This window comes from Nocardia sp. NRRL S-836, from assembly GCF_001279525.1.
In the GTDB taxonomy this organism is placed as follows: Bacteria; Actinomycetota; Actinomycetes; order Mycobacteriales; family Pseudonocardiaceae; genus Lentzea.
Genome location: NZ_LGDY01000107.1, coordinates 121,247 through 139,983, shown reverse-complemented (window position 1 = coordinate 139,983; position 18,737 = coordinate 121,247). Strand labels below are relative to the sequence as shown.

General features: G+C 70.5%; 20 protein-coding genes. 11 read left to right on the top strand and 9 right to left on the bottom strand.

What is annotated here, in order from left to right; all coding sequences use genetic code 11:
- The first annotated feature begins 27 nt into the window (after positions 1-27).
- Together ADL03_RS25130 and ADL03_RS48690 are read left to right on the top strand one after the other, a co-directional pair.
- Positions 28-606: a TetR/AcrR family transcriptional regulator gene (locus ADL03_RS25130; protein ID WP_053735994.1), complete on the top strand. Its 579-nt coding sequence runs from the start codon at positions 28-30 to the stop codon at positions 604-606.
- A 107-nt stretch (positions 607-713) separates the two neighbouring features.
- Positions 714-1,598: a peptidase inhibitor family I36 protein gene (locus ADL03_RS48690; RefSeq protein WP_053735993.1), complete on the top strand. Its 885-nt coding sequence runs from the start codon at positions 714-716 to the stop codon at positions 1,596-1,598.
- Positions 1,599-1,689: 91 nt separating this feature from the next.
- On the opposite strand, the gene ADL03_RS25120 is transcribed toward ADL03_RS48690, so the two are convergent.
- Positions 1,690-2,349, bottom strand: a complete 660-nt coding sequence (locus tag ADL03_RS25120) for a DNA alkylation repair protein (protein WP_053735992.1) — start codon at positions 2,347-2,349, stop codon at positions 1,690-1,692.
- A gap of 60 nt (positions 2,350-2,409) precedes the next feature.
- Positions 2,410-4,470: a M6 family metalloprotease domain-containing protein gene (locus tag ADL03_RS25115; RefSeq protein WP_231642215.1), complete on the bottom strand. Its 2,061-nt coding sequence runs from the start codon at positions 4,468-4,470 to the stop codon at positions 2,410-2,412.
- 622 nt (positions 4,471-5,092) lie between these two features.
- On the opposite strand from ADL03_RS25115, the gene ADL03_RS25110 reads away from it, so the two are divergent.
- A complete protein-coding gene (locus ADL03_RS25110) occupies positions 5,093-5,644 on the top strand; it encodes an LmbU family transcriptional regulator (protein ID WP_053736058.1) in 552 nt (183 codons plus the stop codon).
- Between the two features lie 9 nt (positions 5,645-5,653).
- On the opposite strand, the gene ADL03_RS25105 is transcribed toward ADL03_RS25110, so the two are convergent.
- Complete coding sequence (locus tag ADL03_RS25105; RefSeq protein ID WP_053735990.1) at positions 5,654-6,427, bottom strand: SDR family oxidoreductase; 774 nt, start codon at positions 6,425-6,427, stop codon at positions 5,654-5,656.
- A 239-nt stretch (positions 6,428-6,666) separates the two neighbouring features.
- On the opposite strand from ADL03_RS25105, the gene ADL03_RS25100 reads away from it, so the two are divergent.
- Genes ADL03_RS25100 through ADL03_RS25080 form a run of 5 tightly spaced genes read left to right on the top strand, consistent with a single transcriptional unit; the run spans position 6,667 to position 12,539 of the window.
- Positions 6,667-7,704: a hypothetical protein gene (locus tag ADL03_RS25100; protein WP_053736057.1), complete on the top strand. Its 1,038-nt coding sequence runs from the start codon at positions 6,667-6,669 to the stop codon at positions 7,702-7,704.
- 13 nt (positions 7,705-7,717) lie between these two features.
- Positions 7,718-8,554: a fumarylacetoacetate hydrolase family protein gene (locus ADL03_RS25095; protein WP_053735989.1), complete on the top strand. Its 837-nt coding sequence runs from the start codon at positions 7,718-7,720 to the stop codon at positions 8,552-8,554.
- Between the two features lie 37 nt (positions 8,555-8,591).
- Positions 8,592-10,178, top strand: coding sequence for a non-ribosomal peptide synthetase (locus ADL03_RS25090; RefSeq protein WP_197288625.1), 1,587 nt, complete (start codon positions 8,592-8,594; stop codon positions 10,176-10,178).
- Between the two features lie 8 nt (positions 10,179-10,186).
- On the top strand, positions 10,187-11,935 hold the full coding sequence (asnB, locus tag ADL03_RS25085; RefSeq protein WP_197288624.1) for an asparagine synthase (glutamine-hydrolyzing): 1,749 nt from the start codon (positions 10,187-10,189) through the stop codon (positions 11,933-11,935).
- Positions 11,913-12,539 carry a thioesterase II family protein gene (locus ADL03_RS25080; protein ID WP_082373448.1) on the top strand — a complete coding sequence of 209 codons (627 nt, stop codon included), beginning with the start codon at positions 11,913-11,915 and terminating at the stop codon, positions 12,537-12,539. Before asnB ends, ADL03_RS25080 begins: the two co-directional genes overlap by 23 nt.
- On the opposite strand, the gene ADL03_RS25075 is transcribed toward ADL03_RS25080, so the two are convergent.
- Positions 12,526-13,140 carry a leucine-rich repeat domain-containing protein gene (locus ADL03_RS25075; protein WP_157529191.1) on the bottom strand — a complete coding sequence of 205 codons (615 nt, stop codon included), beginning with the start codon at positions 13,138-13,140 and terminating at the stop codon, positions 12,526-12,528. The genes ADL03_RS25080 and ADL03_RS25075 overlap by 14 nt on opposite strands.
- 50 nt (positions 13,141-13,190) lie before the next feature.
- Positions 13,191-13,388 carry a hypothetical protein gene (locus ADL03_RS25070; RefSeq protein WP_053735984.1) on the bottom strand — a complete coding sequence of 66 codons (198 nt, stop codon included), beginning with the start codon at positions 13,386-13,388 and terminating at the stop codon, positions 13,191-13,193.
- Positions 13,389-13,588: 200 nt separating this feature from the next.
- Between ADL03_RS25070 and ADL03_RS25065 the strand changes: the two genes are divergently transcribed.
- Positions 13,589-14,161 (top strand): dihydrofolate reductase family protein, encoded by a 573-nt coding sequence (locus ADL03_RS25065; protein ID WP_053735983.1) that lies wholly within the window; start codon positions 13,589-13,591, stop codon positions 14,159-14,161.
- Between the two features lie 31 nt (positions 14,162-14,192).
- On the opposite strand, the gene ADL03_RS48685 is transcribed toward ADL03_RS25065, so the two are convergent.
- The 3 genes from ADL03_RS48685 to ADL03_RS25050 all read right to left on the bottom strand — a co-directional run bounded on the left by ADL03_RS48685 (position 14,193) and on the right by ADL03_RS25050 (position 16,065).
- A complete protein-coding gene (locus tag ADL03_RS48685) occupies positions 14,193-14,585 on the bottom strand; it encodes a hypothetical protein (protein ID WP_053735982.1) in 393 nt (130 codons plus the stop codon).
- Positions 14,586-14,911: 326 nt separating this feature from the next.
- Entirely contained in the window at positions 14,912-15,196 is a 285-nt protein-coding gene (locus tag ADL03_RS25055) for a SelT/SelW/SelH family protein (protein WP_053735981.1), read from the bottom strand.
- A complete protein-coding gene (locus ADL03_RS25050; RefSeq protein WP_053735980.1) occupies positions 15,193-16,065 on the bottom strand; it encodes a helix-turn-helix transcriptional regulator in 873 nt (290 codons plus the stop codon). The genes ADL03_RS25055 and ADL03_RS25050 overlap by 4 nt, the downstream gene beginning before the upstream one ends.
- Positions 16,066-16,210: 145 nt before the next feature.
- On the opposite strand from ADL03_RS25050, the gene ADL03_RS25045 reads away from it, so the two are divergent.
- Complete coding sequence (locus tag ADL03_RS25045; RefSeq protein WP_053735979.1) at positions 16,211-17,251, top strand: NAD(P)-dependent alcohol dehydrogenase; 1,041 nt, start codon at positions 16,211-16,213, stop codon at positions 17,249-17,251.
- Here the strand turns inward: ADL03_RS25045 and ADL03_RS25040 are convergent.
- Positions 17,248-17,619: a MerR family transcriptional regulator gene (locus ADL03_RS25040; protein WP_053735978.1), complete on the bottom strand. Its 372-nt coding sequence runs from the start codon at positions 17,617-17,619 to the stop codon at positions 17,248-17,250. The two genes, ADL03_RS25045 and ADL03_RS25040, sit on opposite strands and share 4 nt — an antisense overlap.
- Before the next feature lie 59 nt (positions 17,620-17,678).
- Here ADL03_RS25040 and ADL03_RS25035 point away from each other — a divergent pair, with 59 nt between their 5' ends.
- Positions 17,679-18,731 (top strand): alkene reductase, encoded by a 1,053-nt coding sequence (locus ADL03_RS25035; RefSeq protein ID WP_053736056.1) that lies wholly within the window; start codon positions 17,679-17,681, stop codon positions 18,729-18,731.
- The last annotated feature ends 6 nt before the right edge of the window (positions 18,732-18,737 follow it).

Here is an 18,737-nt window from a genome sequence, read left to right as displayed (position 1 = left end):
CTCTTTTCCAATGGATAAACTACGGGCGTGGCCCTGTCAAGCACGGCACGCACCGGCGATGCCCGCGAGCGCCTCCTGGCGCGGCTCCTCGACGTCTTTGACGACGGCCTCCCACCACCGGAGACCTCACTGCGCGAGATCGCGGCCAGGACCGAGACCAGCCACGCGCTCCTGCGCTACCACTTCGGCTCGCTCACGGGCGTCCTGGCCGCGATGCTCGCGGCACAGCGGACCCGCGACAACGAGGAGCTGTTCCGGACCGCCGGGCAGGGCACGTTCGAAGACCTCGTCCTGGCGATCTGGCGCGCCTACACCCGCCCGGACCAGCTGTCGCGCGTCCGCGGGTTCTTCCACGTCGTGGGGCGGGCCGCGTACAGCCCGGACGACTTCCGCGAGTTCATCTCGTCGCTGGACGACCTCACCGGCATGCTGGCCGCGCTGGCGGAACGCGAGGGGCTCGCCGCCGGGGACGCGCTGACCAGGGCCACCGTCACCGTTGCCGCGATCCGTGGGCTGCTGCTGCAGGAGGTGCTGACGCCGGGGGTGTGCTCGGAGGACGCGGTCGCGCTGATCCTGGGCATGGACGGGGAGCGGCGCACCGGCTGACCGGGTCCTGGTGTCCACGATGGACTGGCACGGCCCGATGACCCGCTGACACCACGCTTGCACGCGGTGTCAGTGAAGTGTCAGCGGCCCTCGCAATCCTTCAGGCCATGAGGAAGTCAGCGCTCTCGGCGCTCAAGAGAATCACCTTCGTGGCGTTGATGGGCGCGCTGGTCGGCGTGTCCATGGGCGCGGCCACGGCGAACGCCGCCACGGCCCGCAACGGCTCCTGCGAGTCCGGCGAGTTCTGCCTGTACTACAACAGCAACCACGAAGGTTCGGTGTCCGACTTCGACTCGTCGGTCCCGGACTACGGCGACGAGCAGCCGAGCTGCTACGACTTCAAGGGCACGGGCAACGGCAAGGGCCTGTGCGTGAAGAACGAGGCCGCGTCCGTGTGGAACCGCACCAGCGGCCCGGTCACGGTCTACTTCAACAGCGGCTACGCCGGCCCGCGGCAGACGATCGCCGCCGGTGGCAAGGTCAACCTGAACTCGGAGCTCAAGAACGAGAACGCCGCGCACAAGTTCGGTGACGGTGGCGGCACGCCGCCGCCGGACGGCTCCTACGGCACCCCGGCGACGAACCCGCACCCGTCGGCCACCGCGCGGGCGCCGCAGGCGACGAAGCGCACGCAGTTCATCGACGACCAGATCCGTTCGCTGACCGGCGAGAAGGACTGCTGGGTCGGTGACTACCGCAGCTACGAGTCGTCGACGAGCAACCACAACACCGGCAACGCGCTCGACTGCACCATCTCGAACGCGATCGGTTCCTACCCGAGCGCGGCGCAGAAGGAGCAGGGCTGGAAGCTCGCCCGCTGGCTGCAGAAGCACGCCGAGAGGCTCGACGTCCGCTACGTGATCTGGCAGGGCAAGATCTGGAGCGTCGCGCGTTCGTCCGAGGGCTGGCGCACCTACACCGCGGGCAGCGGTGTGACCGGTGGCCACTACGACCACGTCCACGTCTCCGTGCAGAACCCGTACGGCGACTGACGATCCGGATCGCCGGCGTCCGCAGGGGGACGTGACCCGATCCGGTGCGGCGAAGGGCGAGTGCTCACGACGAGCGCTCGCCCTTCGCTTTTCACGCGTTCCGGCGGCGCACCACCTCGTTGATCCAGATCGGTGCGAACGGCGACGTGCAGTTCGGGGGCGTCGGGTAGTCCTTCAGCACCTCCAGCCGCTCGCCGATGGCGATCGCCCGTGCCCGCAGCGCCGGGTGCTCGATGCCGATCTGCGCCAGGCAGTGGTTCATGGCCCACTGCAGGCGGTCCGGGGCGTCGCGCAGCTCCGTCTCGACGACGTCCAGCAGCCCGTCGAGGTCGAGCCCGTCCGGTTTCCTGGCCACGCGGTCGGTGGTCAGCGCCCACCCGGCGCTCGCCACGACCGGGTCGGGGTCGGAGAACCACGCGACGCGCAGGTCTTCGGCGTGTGCGCTCTTCTTCACGACGTAGTTCACGAGCCAGTCGTGCACCTTGGGTGTGCGGGCCTCGCGCAGCATCGTGTCGAGCTCGTCGCGCGTGAACGCCTTCGGGCGGCAGATCAGCAACGCCAGCAGCCGCGCGGCCGTGTCCCTGGTCGCCCACAGCTCGACCGCGAGGTCCTGCTGGGTCTTGAGCTCCTTGGCCAGTGCGCGCAGCCGGCCGAGGTGCACGCCGTGGTCGTCGCCGTGCTTCTCGTTGACAGCACGTGCTTTCGGGTCTTCGAGCGCGGCCAGCTCGGCCATCACGCCGGTCACGGTCATCGCAGCCTCCCGTTCGTCACCGACAAGAGAATACGTCGGTGACGAACGGGAGCGCCGCCGTTACCGGCCGGCCACCGTGCAGGTGGCGGTCGCGGTCTTCGCCGGGTTGCTCTCGGACGTGGCCGTGAGCGTCACCTTCGACATCAGCGGCCCGCCGTCGCGCTTGGCGTGCACCGGCACGTCCACGCGGCCGCCGAACCTCGCGGTCGCGAGCGCGTTGGGCAGCGAGACGGTCCAGCCGGTGTCCGCGACCTTCGCCGACACGCGGTAGACGTCGCCGTCGAGGTACTGGGTGACGTCCTCGGGGTGACCGCCGACCGTGGCCGCGCGACCGGTGTTGGTCAACGGGAACCGGCACGTGGCCACCCCGTCGGAACCGACGCGTGCCGCCGTGGGCGTCACCCGCACGCCGCGCTGCTGCGGGCCCGCGCCGTCCAGCGAGCGGACGGCGACGGTGTAGGACAGCACACCGGCGGCGTCGCGCTGCACGTCGAGCACGTAGAAGTGCACCCGGTTCGCCTGGTCGACGTACTCGAACTCGCTGCCGGAGTTGGTGCCCGCGTGGAACAACGCGTCCGACAGCTGGCGGTAGTCGCCGACGGTGATGGGGACCTTGGTGCCGTCGGGCAGGACGTAGTCGGTCATGCCGATGTCCTGCGGGTTGGCGTCGACCACCCACGTGAACGGTGCCGCGTCGGCGTTCTTGGTCTTCGCGAGCATGACGCCCGAGTCCGGGGTGAACGAGTCGGCGCCCATGCGGTCGACCACTTCGAGCGTGTAGTTGTTGTAGCCGCCGCCGTCGCAGAACGGGTCGGTCGAGACGTTGCACGACGGCGCGCGGTCGGCGTTCATCGCGAGGTTGACGCCCGTCAGGCCGGTCGCGCCGGGCTGCACGGACCTGGCGGTGATCTTCGCGATGACCGTGCCGGAACCGGCCAGCGCCTCGCGGGACAGGCGCAGGACGTTGCGCTCGTCGACGATGCCGAGCTTGATCTTGTTGCGCAGGGTCTGCTGCGCGCCGAGCGACGCGCCGCCGGTGGCCGGGATGGTCCACCGCGAGTGCGGGCCGCCGGGGCCGTTGAACGAGCCGCGCGACAGCATGTCCCACGGACCGGAGTAGTCACGCCGCGGCGGGCTGCCGTACGGGTTGTTGTAGTTGTCGCCGATGCCGAGGATGTGGCTCAGCTCGTGCGCGTAGACGCCCTGGCCGGAGCTCTCGGCCTGGGTGGACGACCCGCCGCCCGCGTTCGGCCAGATGCTGGAGCCCGCCGCCCACGACGTCCAGTCGACGTACCGGGTGCGCGACCAGTTCGGCAGCGCGGGGTCCGGCGGGCCGAAGTCGTCGGTGACGTCCTCCTTGGTCCGGAACTTCATCATCCCGAACTCCTGCCAGGTGCCCGACTCGTCCTGGCCGGCCGACAGGTAGTAGGTGAAGTCGTAGCCCGCCGGCACCTCGGCGCCGACGTCGGCCACCCACGCGGCACGGCCGTCGGTGCGGATGTTGCGGTTGCACGTGTCGCCGGCCGGGCACCCGGTGCCGCCCTGGAACTCCATGGCGTACTCGTGGTCCTTGCCCGGCATCGTGTACGGGCCGAACGCCTTCAGGTCGACGCCGTAGCGGCCGCCGGAGGTCTCCATCCAGTACTCGTGCACGGTGTGGCCGCGGTTGAGCGCGTTCGGCTTGTTGAGGAAGTCCTGGTAGAACTGCGCGACCTGCTCGCGCGGGACGCCGCTGGCCTCCGCGCTGGGGTTGCCGAACACCGTGGAGTGCGCGGGTTGCGTCACCACGAACGGCTGGTTCGGGTAGTCCAGCAGCACCAGCGCGCCCTTGAACGTGCGCACCGAACCGTGCTTCGCGGGATCGGCCCAGTTGGTGCCGGGGATCTTCCGGTAGTCCCGTTCCCACGTCATGTGGTCGGGGTTGACCCAGTTCTGCGGGTCGATCGGGCCGGGGAGACCGGCCTGCGCCGCCACTCTCGCGGCGTCACGCGACTGCTGCCACGGCTGTTGCTGCGGCCAGTGGTCGTGCTGCCAGTGGTGCAGGGGCTCGTCGGGGGGAGCGGCGCTCGCGCTGTAGGTGCCGGCGATGAGTCCGCCGACCGACAGCAGTGCGGTGACCACCAATAACGGACGCCTGTTCCGTCGACGGACATGTGTGCGGTCCATACCACCCACCGTGGTGCAGAGCGCGGGGTTCCGGCCACGGCCTGCCGTCGGGTGCGCGCGTTGCCAGTTGACGGAACCGGGGGTGGTCCCCCGGTCACTCCACAACGGACGGTTTGGGCCGGTACGACCAGGTCGTGCCGCTGGTGAGCGCTCGTCCACTGTGGAGCCTTTTCGGCTGACCGGGGGTGAGGTTGCCCGATTAGTTTGTGGCCGGAAGAATGCGGGCACTCCATGCGGTGAATCACCTCCTGACCAGCGCATGAGCTTCCTTGTCAGTGTTCCGGGGAGCCTCTACGCTCGGTATTGAGAACGTTGATGACGGCGGGTTCGGTACTCGGCGCGGTAATCGTGCCGATCTGGGTGAGGTGGCCGGTCCCGCGATTGTGAAGCTGCATTTACGAGTCGAATGACCAATGGTTCGGCTCGGCTTACCGATGCCATGGCCACCGCGGTGGTCGGCGCGCGTCGACAGCGAGGTCGACGGGAGTGACGAGAGGGGAACGTCATGGGCTCGGGAGACGTCCGAGGGCGCAGGGCTGCGATCAACCGCGCAGGTCGGAGCGGTGATCAGGTGCTGATGACACGGGTCGGGCTGCGCATACCCTCGGCGTTGAGCTTCGCCGAGTGGGAGCGTGCCGGGCGCAGGCTGGCCGAACTGGTGGATTCCTCCGCGTGGTCGCTCGGCGATTGGCTCGTCTTCGGCAAGGAGCACTACTCCGACCGCTACCAGCACGCCGTGCGGGCGGTCGGGCTCAGTTATCAGACTTTGCGGAACTACGCCTGGGTGGCCGGTCGGTTCGATTTGACGCGGCGGCGTCCGGCGTTGACATTTCAGCACCACGCGGAAGTCGCCTCGTTGCCGCCTGATGTTCAGGAATACCTGCTCAGCCAGGCGGAGACGAATTCGTGGACGACCCGGCAGCTGCGGTCCGCCATTCGCGGCGGGAACGACGCCGGGAACGAGGTCGTGGCCGACTCGCGGATCACCGTGCCGCAGGACCGCGTCGAGACCTGGCGCCAGGCGGCGGACGTCGTCGGGCAGGACTTCGAGAAGTGGCTGGTGACGAGCCTCGACCAGGCCGCCGAGCGCACGCTGCGGTCGGGGCAGGGATTGCGGGTCGTCTCCTGACGCGCGCGGCTACAGGTGGCGCACGAGGCCACCGTCGCAGCGCAGGGCCGTGCCGGTGATGTAGGAGGCGGGCGCGCCGCACAGGAACGCGGCCGCCGCGGCGAACTCCTCCGGACGCCCATAGCGGCCGGCCGGAATCGTGGCGAGGGAGGCCTCCGTGACCTCGGCGACGGTGCGGCCGGACCGCTCGGCGTTCGCGGCGTCGACCGCGGCCAGGCGCTCGGTCTCGATCCGGCCGGGCAGCACCATGTTCACGGTGACGCCGGCCGCGGCCACCTCGCCGGCCAGCGTCCTGAGGTACCCGGCGAGCGCGGCGCGGCCGAGGTTGGACAGCGCCATGCCCGGCAACGGCGCGGCGACCCCGCTGGAGCCGACCGCGACGATCCGGCCCCAGCCGCGCTCGCGCATCGCGGGCAGGCACAGCCCGACGAGCCGCAGGTGCGGGCGCAGCAACGCGTCCAGCGCACCGTCGGCGTCGGCCACGTCCAGTTCGTGCGCGGGACCGGGCCGGGGTCCGGGACCGTTGAGCACCAGCACGTCCGGTGGCCCGAAGTGCTCGACCGCCGCGGCCACCAGCGCGGCGGGGCCGTCCGGCGCCGTGAGGTCGACCTCGACCCCGATCGCGCTGGGCAGCTCGGCCGCGATGGCCCTGGCGCGGTCGCCCCGGCGGCCGCAGACCACCGTGTCCGCCCCCTCCGCGGCCAGTGCGCGGGCGACCGCCTTCCCGATTCCGCCGGTCGACGAACAAACGAGCGCGGTGCGTCCGGTCAGTCCGAGATCCATGAAGTCCGCCCTTGAACACAAATCGGCAACTGCTGGACTGGATAGCAGTGCGCAGCGGCCGGTGCAAGCGAACGTCCTGTTGGCAGGACACTCGGCGGGACCGGGAACAGCGCCCGGAAACGCAATTCGTTGCGGCACCACGAGAAAACGTGCTAGGCATTTGTCATCGACCTACCCGGAGGCGGGCCGATGCTGTTCGGAATTCTTCTCGACCACCGCCTAGATATCTGGGAATGGACATGACTGCCGAATACGACCCACTACTGGTGCCGTTGACCAGCGAAATTCTCGACACAACGTTGCGGGACGGCTCGTACGCCGTCGACTTCCAGTTCGACGAGGGCTTCGTCGTCGAGCTGATGCGCCGCCTGGACGAGACGCCGATCCAGAAGATCGAGATCGCGCACGGAGTCGGGTACGAGGCGGAACGGGCCGGCAACCGGCCGGGCAGCATCTCGCTGCGCCGCTGGTGCGAGCTGGCGGGCACCCACCTGCGGTCGTCGACGTGGGGCGTGTTCGCCCAGCCGTCGTTCAGCCGCCTGGAGACGATGACCGAGCTGGTCGCGGCGGGCATGACGTTCGTGCGCGTCGGCATGGAGGCCGAGAAGATCACGGCCAACCTCGACTACCTGCGGCGGGCCACCGAGATCTGCGGGCAGGTCTACCTCAACCTGATGAAGTCCAGCTCCACGCCCTACCAGGCGCTGCCCGAGCTGCTCAGCGACGTGCCGCGCGAGGTCGCCGGCGTCTACGTCGTCGACTCCTACGGCTCGATGCTGCCCAGCGACGTGCACCGCTATGTCTCGGTGGTGCAGCGGTCGTTCCCCGTCGTCGGCTTCCACGGCCACAACAACCTGGGCCTCGCGAACGCCAACAGCATCGCGGCGCTCACGGCGGGCGCGTCGATCGTCGACGGCACGCTGCACGGGTTCGGCCGCGGCTCCGGCAACGCCGAGACCGAGTCGCTGGCCGGGATCCTCGCGGTCAAGGGCGAGGACCGCTACGACTACCGCGAGCTCTCCCGCATGGCCGAGTTCTGCCGCGAGCACCTCGACGTGCTGCCCGACAACCGGAACATGCAGGTCCTGGGCGGTGTGCTGGGCGTGCACTCGAACTACTACCAGCTGGTCGAGGACCTGTGCGCGCAGCACCGGCTGGACCCGGCGTCGGTCATGCAGAAGGCCGCGGACCTGGCCACGCGCAGCGTCGACGGTGCCGACATCAGGGCGGCGGCCGAGCTGCTCTCCGTGCACGCGACCGTCGGCGCACGGGTCTGAAGGGGGAGACGCTGTGAAGCTGGCGCGGTTCACGACGGGCATCAGCCACGAGGTCCACGCGGGCCTGGCCGACGGGCGCTGGGTGCCGTTGTCACTCATCCCCGGCTACGAGGAGCCGGTGCGCCTGGTCGACCTCCTCACCCCCGAACACCGTCCTGACCTGGAGGAACAGGTCAACGCGCTGGCCGGGAGGGCGGTCGAGCTGGACCTGGGCGACGCCGCGACGATCGCGCAGGGCCCGGTGTGGGGCGCCGGCCTCAACTACCGCAAGCACTCGCAGGACCTGCTGACCGAGCAGCCCAAGTCCGGCCCCGGCTCCTACCTGCGCCCGGACAGCGCGCTGATCGGCAACGGTGGCGTGATCGAGCTGCCGAGGCAGAGCGAACGCGTGACCGCGGAGGCCGAACTGGGCCTCGTCATCGGCACGGAATGCAAGAACGTGCGGCGCGACGAATGGCTTTCGGTGGTCGTCGGGGTCACCGCCGTTCTCGACATGACCGCCGAGGACGTGATCAGGGAGAATCCGCGGTACATCCCGTGGGCGAAGGGCTTCGACACGTTCTGCAGTGTCGGGCCGCAGCTGGTCACCGTCGACGAGATATCCGATTTCGACTCGATTCAGGTGTCGACGGTGCGCAATGGTGAGGTCATCGCTTCGGCTCCCGTTTCCGACATGCTCTACGACCTCGCCTTCCTGGTGGAGTACTTCACCGCCGGCCGCACGATCGCGCCGGGAACGGTCATCTGCACCGGCACGCCGGGTGCCGCCGTGATCTCCGCGGGTGACTCGGTCCACGCCGTGGTCGAAGGCGTCGGCACGCTCGTGCACACCGTTGAACAGGCACCGTGAAGGGGCGGCAGGCGTGTTGGTTGAGCAGGATTCCATCGTGGACGCGATCTGGCGGGCCGTCGCGGAGCACGCCGGCCGGGCCGCCGTCGAGACGGCGACCGAGACGATCACCTACCGCGAGCTCGGCGACCGGGTCGCGGCGTGCGCCGAGCAGTTGGAGGCCCGCACCGAGCCCGGCGAGTTCGTCGGGATCGAGGCGGCGCGCGGTGCCGCGACGATCGTCGCGCTGGCCGCGGCGCTGACGTCGGGGCGTCCGTTCGTCGTGCTCGACCCGCGGGACAGCACGTCGAACGCGGTGAAGGTCGCCGCGCTCGGCGTCTCCTGGCTGGCCCGCGGCGGTGAGCTGGTCGAGATCGCCGGCGAGAAGCGGGAGGTCGACGCGTCCGGGGCCGCCTACGCCATCCACACCTCGGGTTCGACCGGTGAGCCGAAGTGCGTGCTGGTCGCGGTGGAGCCGCTGGCGCGGATGATCGCCGACCACGTGCGGCGGCTGGAGCTCACGCCGGACTGCCGGACGCTGCAGTTCGCGCGGCTGACGTTCGACGGCTGCGTCACCGAGATCCTCTGGACGCTCACCTCGGGCGCCTGCCTGGTGGTGGTCGACGAGGCCCGGCTGGCTCCGGGGCCGGTGCTACAGGGCACGCTGGAGGACCTGCGGATCACGCACCTGAAGACCACGCCGTTCGCGCTGACCGCCACCGAGCCGACGGGCTCGATGTCGTTGCGGCACGTGGTGAACGGCGGCGGCCCGTGCCGTCCGGTGCTGGTCGGCAAGTGGTCGGCGGTGGCCGCGTTTCACAACGCCTACGGGCTGACCGAGACCACCGTCTGCAACCTGCTCAGCGACGTGCTCGACCCGGCCGTGCACGTGGACTCCGTGCCGCTGGGCGAGGTCGTGGGCGACTGCGGCTACGAGGTCGAGCCGCGTCCTGGCGACCCGGACTCGCGCGGCGAGCTGGTGATCACCGGCAGGAGCGTGGCGATCGGGTACCTGACCGCGGACGGCGTGCAGCGGTTCGGGGGCGCGTACCGGACCGGTGACGTGGTGGAGCGGCGCGACGGGCACCTGTACTTCGTGGAACGGGTGGACCGCCAGCTCAAGGTCCGCGGCTACCGGCTGGACCCCGGCGAGATCGAGATCGCCGCGTGCCGGCTGGCCGGCGTGGTCGAGGCGGTGGTGACGGCCGAGTCGCACGACGGCTCGGACGTGGCCGACGCGCTGGTCTGCTACTTCGTGGGCACCGTGGACGAACGGGCCGTGCGCGCGCATCTGGAGGCGGTGCTCGACCCGTACAAGGTGCCGTCGGTGGTGACGCGCATCCCGCAGATGCCGTACACGCCCAACGGCAAGGTGGACCGCGACGCGTTGCGGGCTTCCCGTTGTGCCGCACCGGAGTCCGACCTGCCGGAGGACCGGGTCCTCGCGCTGGTGCGGCGGCTGACCGGTGTCTCGGACGCCTCGCTGGACGACAACTTCTTCGACATCGGCGGTGACTCCGCCTCGACCGTGGTGCTGGTGAACGAGCTGCGCGGGCTCGGCTGGATGGACGCGGGCGTGCGGGACGTGCTGCGGGCCGAGAACCTCAAGTCGCTCATCACCGAGCTGCGCGAGCGGGGCGCCTGATGTGCGGCGTGTGCGGGACCTTCGCTGCCGACGGCGCTGTCGACCGCGGTGTCGCCGCGGCCATGCACACCCGGCTCGTGCACCGCGGCCCGGACGAGACGTACTCGCTGAACACGCCGTCGCTGGCGGTGAAGCTGGGCCGGCTCGGCATGACCGGGCTGGCCGACGGCTGGCAGCCGGCGCAGGACCGCGGCGGCCGGTTCGTGGCGATGACGAACGGCGAGATCTACAACGCGCCCGAGCTGAAGGCGCGGCTGGGCACGGACCCGGCCAACGGCGTCGACGTCGCGGTGATCCCCGACCTGGTCGCTGCCCACGGCGTCGCGGGGCTCGCGCAGGTCGACGGGCAGTTCGCCTCCGTGGTGTTCGACCGGGAGGAGAACGCGCTGTACCTGGCGCGCGACCGGTTCGGCGTCTGCCCGCTGTACTACACCTCGGTCGGGTCCGCGGTGCACTTCTGCTCCGAGCTCAAACCGCTGGTGCAGTGCGTCGGCGGGCCGTGGCGGGTCGACGTGACCGCGGTCGACCAGTACTTCTCGCTCGGCAACGTCGTCGCTCCCCGCACGCTGGTGCGGGACGTGTTCGCGGTGCCGCCGGGGTGCGCGGTGCGGATCTCGGCCGACGGCGTGGAGACCGTGCGGTACTGGCGTTACGGGGACTTCGACGAGTCACCGGTGTCCGCCGACGAGCTGCGGTCGGCGCTGCGGGAGTCCGTGTCGGCGCGGTTGCACGCGGACGTGGAGATCGGGGCGTACCTCAGCGGTGGCTTCGACTCCACGGCGATCGTGCTGGAGGCCGCGTCGCTGGTCGACCGTCCGATGAGGACGTTCTCGGTGGTGTTCGACGACCCGTCGCTGGACGAGGGCCGGTTCCAGCGTGAGGTGGCCGCTCTCGCCGAGACCAAGCACGAGCAGATCCGCTGCGGCGTCCCCGACATCACCGCGATGTTCGAGAAGATGGTGCGGCACTGCTGCTTCCCGCAGCGCGAGACCTACAACGTCGCCGCGATGATGCTGGCCGACGCGGTGCGCTCGGCCGGGATCAAGGGCGTGGTGTCCGGCGAGGGCGCCGACGAGCTGTTCTTCGGCTACGACTCCTACGCCTTCGACAGCTCCGGCCGTGGCCGGCGCCCGGCGCGTGACGAGAACGAGCAGGCGTGGGGACGGGCCGACTTCGGCTGGGAGGTGAACTGGGACCGCGTGTCCGCGCGGCGGTCGTCCTTCCTGGCCCCGGACGTGCGGGAAGCGTTGCGGGGTGCGGAGTTCTGGCGGTCGCGGCTGATCCCGTTCACCGACGCGGAGGTGCGGGCGTTGTCGCCGATGCAGCTGCGGTCGGTCGCCGACGTGTACGTGCAGCTGTCCGGGCACCTGCTCGGCGACCACGGTGACGCGATGGTGATGCGGAACTCGGTCGAGGGGCGCTACCCGTTCCTGGGCAACTCGGTGGTGTCGGCGGCGCTGCGGGTGCCGGACGCGGAGAAGGTCGCGGACTTCGAGGGCAAGGCGTGCCTCAAGTCGGCCTACCGCGGGATCGTGCCGGACTCGGTGCTGCGCCGGGGAAAGCACGGGTTCACCGCGTACGACCTGGACTCGGTGGTGGACCGGGCCACGTGGGCGCGGTGGGAGGAGCTGGTGGCGGCCAGCGGTGTGCTGGTGCCGGGGTGCCTGACCGTCGAGCCGGGCACCGACAAGTTCGACTTCCGGTTGAGTGCGATCAGCATCGCGATGGTGGTGGATGAGCTCGGGTTGCGGGTCTGAGGTGTTCGTCTTCCCCGGCGCCGGGTCGTTCGGCAGCGACTGCCAGGAGCTGCTGCGCTCGGGGCGGCTGGTGAAGTACCCGGGGCGGTTCGGCCGGGACGGGCCGGCCGCGTCGTTCGACGCGCTGGTGCGGGCGTGCGCCGAGCAGGTCGCGGCGGCACGGCCGGTGCTGGTCGGTCACAGCTTCGGGGCCTACGTGGCGTACGCGGTCGCCGGGGTGCTGGAGGCGGCCGGTGCGGACGTCGAACGGCTGGTGGTGGTCGGAGCCGTTGCGCCCGCTCGGCATTCGGTCGCGCCGGAGTCCATTTCGGACACCGGCGCGTACCTGGAACGGGTCGCGCCGGGGCTCGTCGAGGGCGAGTGGCGGGACGTGGTCGTGGAGACCGCGGCGGAGGACATGAAGCTGCTCAGCGAGTTCCGGGGCGAGGACCACCCGGTGGTGCGGTGTCCCGTGCTGGCGGCCCACGGCCGGGAAGATCCGCTGACGACCGCGGACGGTGTCGCCGCGTGGGCGGAGGTGACCACGGGGGGGTTCGCGCGGCGGGAGTTCCCCGGCGGCCACTCCGACCTGCTCACCGCGCCGGACCTGCTCACCCCGCGCTAGGAAGTGCGGCCGCGCAGCCGGTCGAGCAGACGTTCGCCAGCAACGGCAACGGGTCCGCGGCGCCGCGCCGCACGGTCCACCGCTGGTGCAGCTCGGTCACCGGGCCGTCGCACACGCTGCACGAGCGGACGTACTCGGTGCCGTGCGTGCCGGGGTCGAGGCACGTGAGGTCTGTCGTGGGCGGGTGCAGCCGCGGCAACGCGCCCGCGTAGACCGCGCCCGTGCCGACCGCGCTCCCGGCGAGGTCGCGGCAGCGGGTCAGCTCGTACGGGAACCAGTGCAGCCGGTGCGAGGTGGACGGGTCGAACCGCCGCAGGCTCGTCATGGCACCGATCTCCGGCGGGACGCGCACGAGGTTCGACCCGCGCAGATCCAGCACCTCGACCGCCGTGAGCTTCGCGATCGTGGGCGGGAGGGTGACGATCTCGCGGCGTTCCGCGGGGCTCAGCTCGTGCAACGGCCGGAAGACCGCGCGTCCGTCCGCGGCGGCTTCCTCGACCAGCTCCAGCAGGTGCAGCCACCCCGACAACGCCGGGTTCTGGCGGTCGTGGTGGAAACGCGCGTCCTCGACGCACCGGCACGGGTCCTCGACATCCCCCATGAGGGGCAGGGTAGCGCTGCTGCCGTTCGGACCCGTCGAGATCGGCCAGGTCAGGCCCCGGCCGTGACCCGGCGCGGCCGGAACCACATCGTGATACCGCTGATCATGAGGACGAACAGCGGCAGCAAGGGCACGTAGGACACCCACACCACCGAGCTGTCCACGGTCAGCGCGACCGCCGTGAAGACGACGGTGGCCATGAAGACCATGCTCACCAGCCGGTGGAACCGGCGCATCCGCTTGCTCATCGCTAGCCTCCAGATCAGGGTGTCTGCCGAGGTCAACGGTAGGGCGCGGGGTGCGGCCGACGCTTCTCGATTCCTGACCGGTCGAGCAGCCCGCCCCTCGGCGCCCCGGATGCGGATCAGGCAGGATGCGCGTGTCGAAAGTGGCCACCGCCGTTCGACGCACCGGTGACAGCCCACCGGAACACCTGAGGAGAACACCGATGCGCACCCTGATCGCCACTGCGTTCGTTTCGCTCGACGGCGTGGTCGAGGCACCCGGCGGCGAGCCCGGCCACCGCAGCTCCGGCTGGACCTTCAAGGACATCGAGTTCGACGAGGCCGCCTACGAGATCAAGGGCCGCGAGCAGGAGGAAGCCGCGGCCATGCTGATGGGCCGCGTCACCTACGAGGCGTTCTCCCCGGTGTGGCCGACGCTCGACTACTTCCCGCGGTACAACGTGATGCCGAAGTACGTCGTGTCCAGCACCCTGAAAGAGGATCAGCTGGTCGACAACTGGGGTGACATCACGATCCTGCGCGGCCTGGACGACGTGGCGGCGCTCAAGGAGACCGACGGCGGCCCGATCTCCCTCCACGGCAGCGCCACGCTCAACCGCAACCTGTCCGACGCCGGTCTGATCGACCGCTACCACCTGCTGGTGTTCCCGGTGCTGCTGGGCGCGGGCAAGCGGCTGTTCAGCGAGACCGACAAGGACAAGCAGATGCTGAAGCTGGCCGAGAGCGAGTCGTACTCGAACGGCATCCAGAAGCTGGTCTACGACGTCGTGCGCTGACGTTTCCGGTGGCGGGCCGCGCCGGACGGCGTCACCGCATGGCGCGGCCGACCACCGGCAGAACGGACACGACCACCGCCGTGAGCCACAACAGCAACGCGATCACCGGCACGACGAGGAACGAGCTCACGTACGTCGTCGCCATGCGCACCACCACGAAGACGTAGTACGCGGTGATCACGAACCCGAGCGCGGCGAGGACCCAGCGGGCGAACCCGAGCCGCGCGAACAGCAGGACGGCGAACAGCAGCACCACGCCACCCGCGACGTACGTGGCGACGATCGCCGGGTCGCCGTTGCCGATCACGCTGCGCGGCAGCGCCAGGCCCAGCAACGCGACGGCGGCCTCCGGCGTCTGCCGGATGCCCTTGCCGTGGGCGGAGTTGAGCCCGGCCAGCACGAAGCACAGGATCGACACGAGCACCCACAGCCCACCGGCGAGGAACGCGGGAACCGGGCTGGGCGGTCGCTGCGGACCCCAGCCGGGCGGGCCGTAGCCGGGCCGGCCGTAACCGGGCGGCGGACCGTAACCGGGCGGACCGTAGGCCGGTCCGCCATAACCCGGTGGCTGGTGGGGCGGGCCATAACCCGGGGCGGGTCCCTGAGGTCCCGGCTGCTGCGGTGGCCAACCCTGGTTCGGATGCACGGCCGACACGATACGAGCCCGCCCGCCACCGCGCCCGCCGTTTCGCGGAACGCCCTGAACGTCCACTTCGGACGGCTTCGGGCGCCACACCGGTCAGCGGCCGCCTAGGAACCCTTGCGGTCGGTGTGGCCGAGTGAGCGCTCCGGCGCCACCCGGTCACGCACCAGCTGCTTGAGCACCGCGAGGTCCGGGAACCCGTCCCGCTCCTTGCGCGACCACACCGTCTCGCCGTCCAGCCGCACGTCGAACACGCCGCCGGTGCCGGGGATCAGCGCGACCTCGCCCAGCTCGGTCGTGAACGTGGTCAGCAGCTCCTGCGCGGTCCACCCGGCGCGCAGCAACCACCTGCACTGGGTGCAGTACTCGATCTCCAGCCGGGGCGTCCTCATGCCTGGTTGTGCACGGACGTGCCCGCGCGGGTCGCGTCGCGGCCCCAGTTCGCCAGCAGCTGCAGGGCTTCCGCGGACGGCGAGGCGGGCTCGGCGTGGTAGGTGGTCAGGAACAGCTCCGGCTCGCTGGGCATCCGCAGCGTCTCGTAGGCCAGTGTCATCTCGCCCACCAGCGGGTGCCGCAACACCTTGGTGCCGAAGGACTTCTCCTTCACGTCGTGCTTGGCCCACAGCGTGCGGAACAGGGCGCTCTTGACCGACAGCTCGCCGACCAGCGCGGCCAGCTCGGGGTCGTCGGGGAAGCACCCGGCGTCCATCCGCAGGAACGCGACCACGTCGGCGGCCTTGCTCTCCCAGTTGACGAACAGCTCCTGGCAGGACGGCCGCAGGAAGATCAGCCGGCCCCAGTTGCGCTCCCGCGGTTCGAGCTCGGCCCAGTCGCCGAACAACGCGGCGGCCATCGGGTTCCACGCCAGGATGTCCGAGCGGCGGCCGCCGATGTACGCGGGCACACCGATGTTGTCGAGCAGGTGCTTCAACGCCGGTCGCACGTGTGTGCGCTGTGCTTTTTTCTTCTTGCGGCTGCGGCACTGCGTCAGGTTCCGCAGGTGCGCGTGCTCGGCGTCGCTCAGCCGCAGCGCGCGGGCGATCGAGTCCCACACCTCGGCCGAGACGTTGCGGCCGTTGCCCTGCTCCAGCCGCGTGTAGTACGCGACCGACACGCCCGCGAGCTGGGCCAGCTCCTCGCGGCGCAGTCCGGGCACGCGCCGGGTGCGGCCGAACTGCGGCAGCCCCACGTCGTCGGGTGACAGCCGCGCGCGGCGGCTGCGCAGGAACTCGCTCAGCTCGGTGCGCGGATCGACAGTCATGCTCACCAGTATCCCTGACCTGCGTGAACCGTGCCTGCTACTGCCAGTGGTAGGCACAGCAGGCGTACGCGGAGCAGGTGTCTGGGTAGCGGGGCGCGGCGGGGGCAGTGTTACCGGTGGACCCGACGAACGAGGAGAACACCTGATGAGCACCGTCGCTGCCTATGCCGCTCCGGCCCCCAAGGCACCGCTGGAGCGCACCACGATCGAACGGCGTGCCGTGGGGGCGCACGACGTCCTGATCGACATCAAGTACGCCGGCATCTGCCACTCCGACATCCACCAGGTCAACGAGGGCTGGGGTCAGGGCATCTTCCCGATGGTCCCCGGCCACGAGATCGCGGGCGTGGTGGTCGAGGTCGGTTCCGAGGTCACCAGGCACGCCGTCGGCGACCGGGTCGGTGTCGGCTGCATGGTCGACTCGTGCCGCGAGTGCGACTACTGCCTGCGCGGGCTGGAGCAGTACTGCGCCAACGGCAGCACGATGACCTACAACGGCATCGGCCGTGACGGCGAGGTCACCTACGGCGGCTACTCGAAGCAGATCGTGGTCGACGAGAACTACGTCGTGCGCATCCCGGACGCCCTGCCGCTCGACGTGGCCGCGCCGCTGCTGTGCGCGGGCATCACGCTGTACTCGCCGCTCAAGCACTGGGGCGTGGCCCCCGGCAAGAAGGTCGCGATCGTCGGCCTCGGCGGGCTCGGCCACATGGGCGTCAAGATCGCCGCCGCGCTCGGCGCCGAGGTGACCGTGCTGTCGCAGTCGTTGCGCAAGAAGGACGACGGCCTCAAGCTCGGCGCCCACGACTACCGCGCCACCAGCGACCCGGCCACGTTCGCCGAGCTGGCGGGCAAGTTCGACGTGATCGTGTCCACGGTGTCGGCGCCGCTCGACCTCACCGCCTACCTCGGCCTGCTCAAGACCGACGGCGCGCTGGTCAACGTCGGTGCGCCGGAGGAGCCGGTCTCGATCAACCTGTTCGGCCTGCTGGGCGGCCGCAAGACGCTCGCCGGCTCGATGATCGGCGGCATCGCGGAGACCCAGGAGATGCTGGACTTCTGCGCGGAGCACGGCCTCGGCGCGGAGATCGAGCTGATCACCGCCGAGCAGATCAACACCGCCTACGACCGGGTGCAGGGGAGCGACGTGCGGTACCGGTTCGTGATCGACACCGCGACCATCTAACCCCGCCGGCACGGCACCCCGGTGTCGTGCGCACTGGTCGCACTCGCGATCACCGAGTCGAGTCGGTCGAGCGTGCCGCGCAGGTCGTCGATCTGCCGCTCGACCGACTCGCGGTGTTCGCGCAGCCGCGCCAGCAGCTCCGGCGTCGCCTCCCCGGTCACGACGCACGGCAGCAGCTCGTTGATCCCGTTCGTGGACAGTCCGGCGCCGTAGAGCTGCTGGATCAGCAGCACCCGGTCCGCGGCGTGGTCCGCATAGCGCCGCTGCCCGCTCGCGGTGCGTTCGGCCTCAAGCAGGCCTTTTTCCTCGTAGTAGCGCAACGACCGCACGCTCACGCCGGTCCGCGCCGCCAAGTTCCCGATTCGCACATGACCTCCGCCACAAAACCTACCCCTGACGTCAATGTCAGGTTTCTAGCGTGGACGGCATGCTCCTCACCGGCTACCGCCTCGGAAACCTGACCCTGCCGAACCGTCTCGTCATGGCGCCGATGACCCGTTCACGCGCCGTGGACGACAAACCGACCGCATCGACGGCTACCTACTACGCCCAGCGCGCCACCGCCGGACTCATCGTCACCGAGGGCGTGCACCCGAGCGCGGCGAGCCAGTCCGGTCCGTTCACGCCCGGCCTGCACCGCGACGACCAGGTCGAGGCGTGGCGGGTCGTCACCGGCGCCGTGCACGCCAACGGCGGCCGGATCTTCGCCCAGCTCATGCACGGCGGCCGGGTCAGCCACCCGGAGATCGCCGGACACCACCCCGCCGGGCCGTCCGCGGTCGCGCTGACCACAGAGGTCTTCGCCGGTGGCGGCCGCAAGCCCGCGCCGACGCCCCGCGCGTTCGAGCTGGCCGAGATCCCCGGCGAGGTCCAGGCGTTCGCCGACGCGGCCCGGCGCGCCGTCGACGCCGGGTTCGACGGCGTCGAGCTGCACGGCGCGAACGGCTACCTGATCCAGCAGTTCCTGTCCTCCAACGCGAACCTGCGCACCGACCGCTACGGCGGCTCGATCACCGGCCGCATCCGCTTCGCCGTCGAGGCGGTCGAGGCCGCGGCCGACGCGATCGGCGCCGACCGCGTCGGCATCCGGCTCTCACCCGGCGGCAGCACGTGGGACGTGGTCGAGGACGACGTGCCCGCGCTGTACTCGGCGTTGCTGAAGGCGTTGCCGGACATCGCGTACGTCCACGTGCTGGCCACCACCGGCGACGAGGTGCTGATGGGCCTGCGCAAGCTGTGGCCCACCGCGTTCGTGCTCAACCCCGGCGGTCAGATCAGCCCGCACGCGGGTACCCGCGAGCAGGGGGAACGCTGGCTCGCCAACGGCGCCGACCTGATCAGCTACGGTCGCGCCTACCTCGCCAACCCCGACCTCGTCGAACGGTTCCGGCTCGGCCTCCCGCTCGCCACCGCGGACCAGGAGAGCTGGTTCCAGGGCGGCGACCAGGGCTACCTCGACTTCCCGGCTTACCGGCACTGACCGTGC

Coding starts and splice junctions, on each gene's coding strand:
- ADL03_RS25110 (WP_053736058.1), top strand. CDS start 5,093: ATGACACGGGTCGGGCTGCGCATACCCTCGGCGTTGAGCTTCGCCGAG.
- ADL03_RS25080 (WP_082373448.1), top strand. CDS start 11,913: ATGAGCTCGGGTTGCGGGTCTGAGGTGTTCGTCTTCCCCGGCGCCGGG.
- ADL03_RS25065 (WP_053735983.1), top strand. CDS start 13,589: ATGCGCACCCTGATCGCCACTGCGTTCGTTTCGCTCGACGGCGTGGTC.
- ADL03_RS25045 (WP_053735979.1), top strand. CDS start 16,211: ATGAGCACCGTCGCTGCCTATGCCGCTCCGGCCCCCAAGGCACCGCTG.
- ADL03_RS25055 (WP_053735981.1), bottom strand. CDS start 15,196: ATGAGGACGCCCCGGCTGGAGATCGAGTACTGCACCCAGTGCAGGTGG.
- ADL03_RS25035 (WP_053736056.1), top strand. CDS start 17,679: ATGCTCCTCACCGGCTACCGCCTCGGAAACCTGACCCTGCCGAACCGT.
- ADL03_RS25100 (WP_053736057.1), top strand. CDS start 6,667: ATGACTGCCGAATACGACCCACTACTGGTGCCGTTGACCAGCGAAATT.
- ADL03_RS48690 (WP_053735993.1), top strand. CDS start 714: ATGAGGAAGTCAGCGCTCTCGGCGCTCAAGAGAATCACCTTCGTGGCG.
- ADL03_RS25075 (WP_157529191.1), bottom strand. CDS start 13,140: ATGGGGGATGTCGAGGACCCGTGCCGGTGCGTCGAGGACGCGCGTTTC.
- ADL03_RS25070 (WP_053735984.1), bottom strand. CDS start 13,388: ATGAGCAAGCGGATGCGCCGGTTCCACCGGCTGGTGAGCATGGTCTTC.
- ADL03_RS25105 (WP_053735990.1), bottom strand. CDS start 6,427: ATGGATCTCGGACTGACCGGACGCACCGCGCTCGTTTGTTCGTCGACC.
- ADL03_RS25120 (WP_053735992.1), bottom strand. CDS start 2,349: ATGACCGTGACCGGCGTGATGGCCGAGCTGGCCGCGCTCGAAGACCCG.
- ADL03_RS25050 (WP_053735980.1), bottom strand. CDS start 16,065: ATGACTGTCGATCCGCGCACCGAGCTGAGCGAGTTCCTGCGCAGCCGC.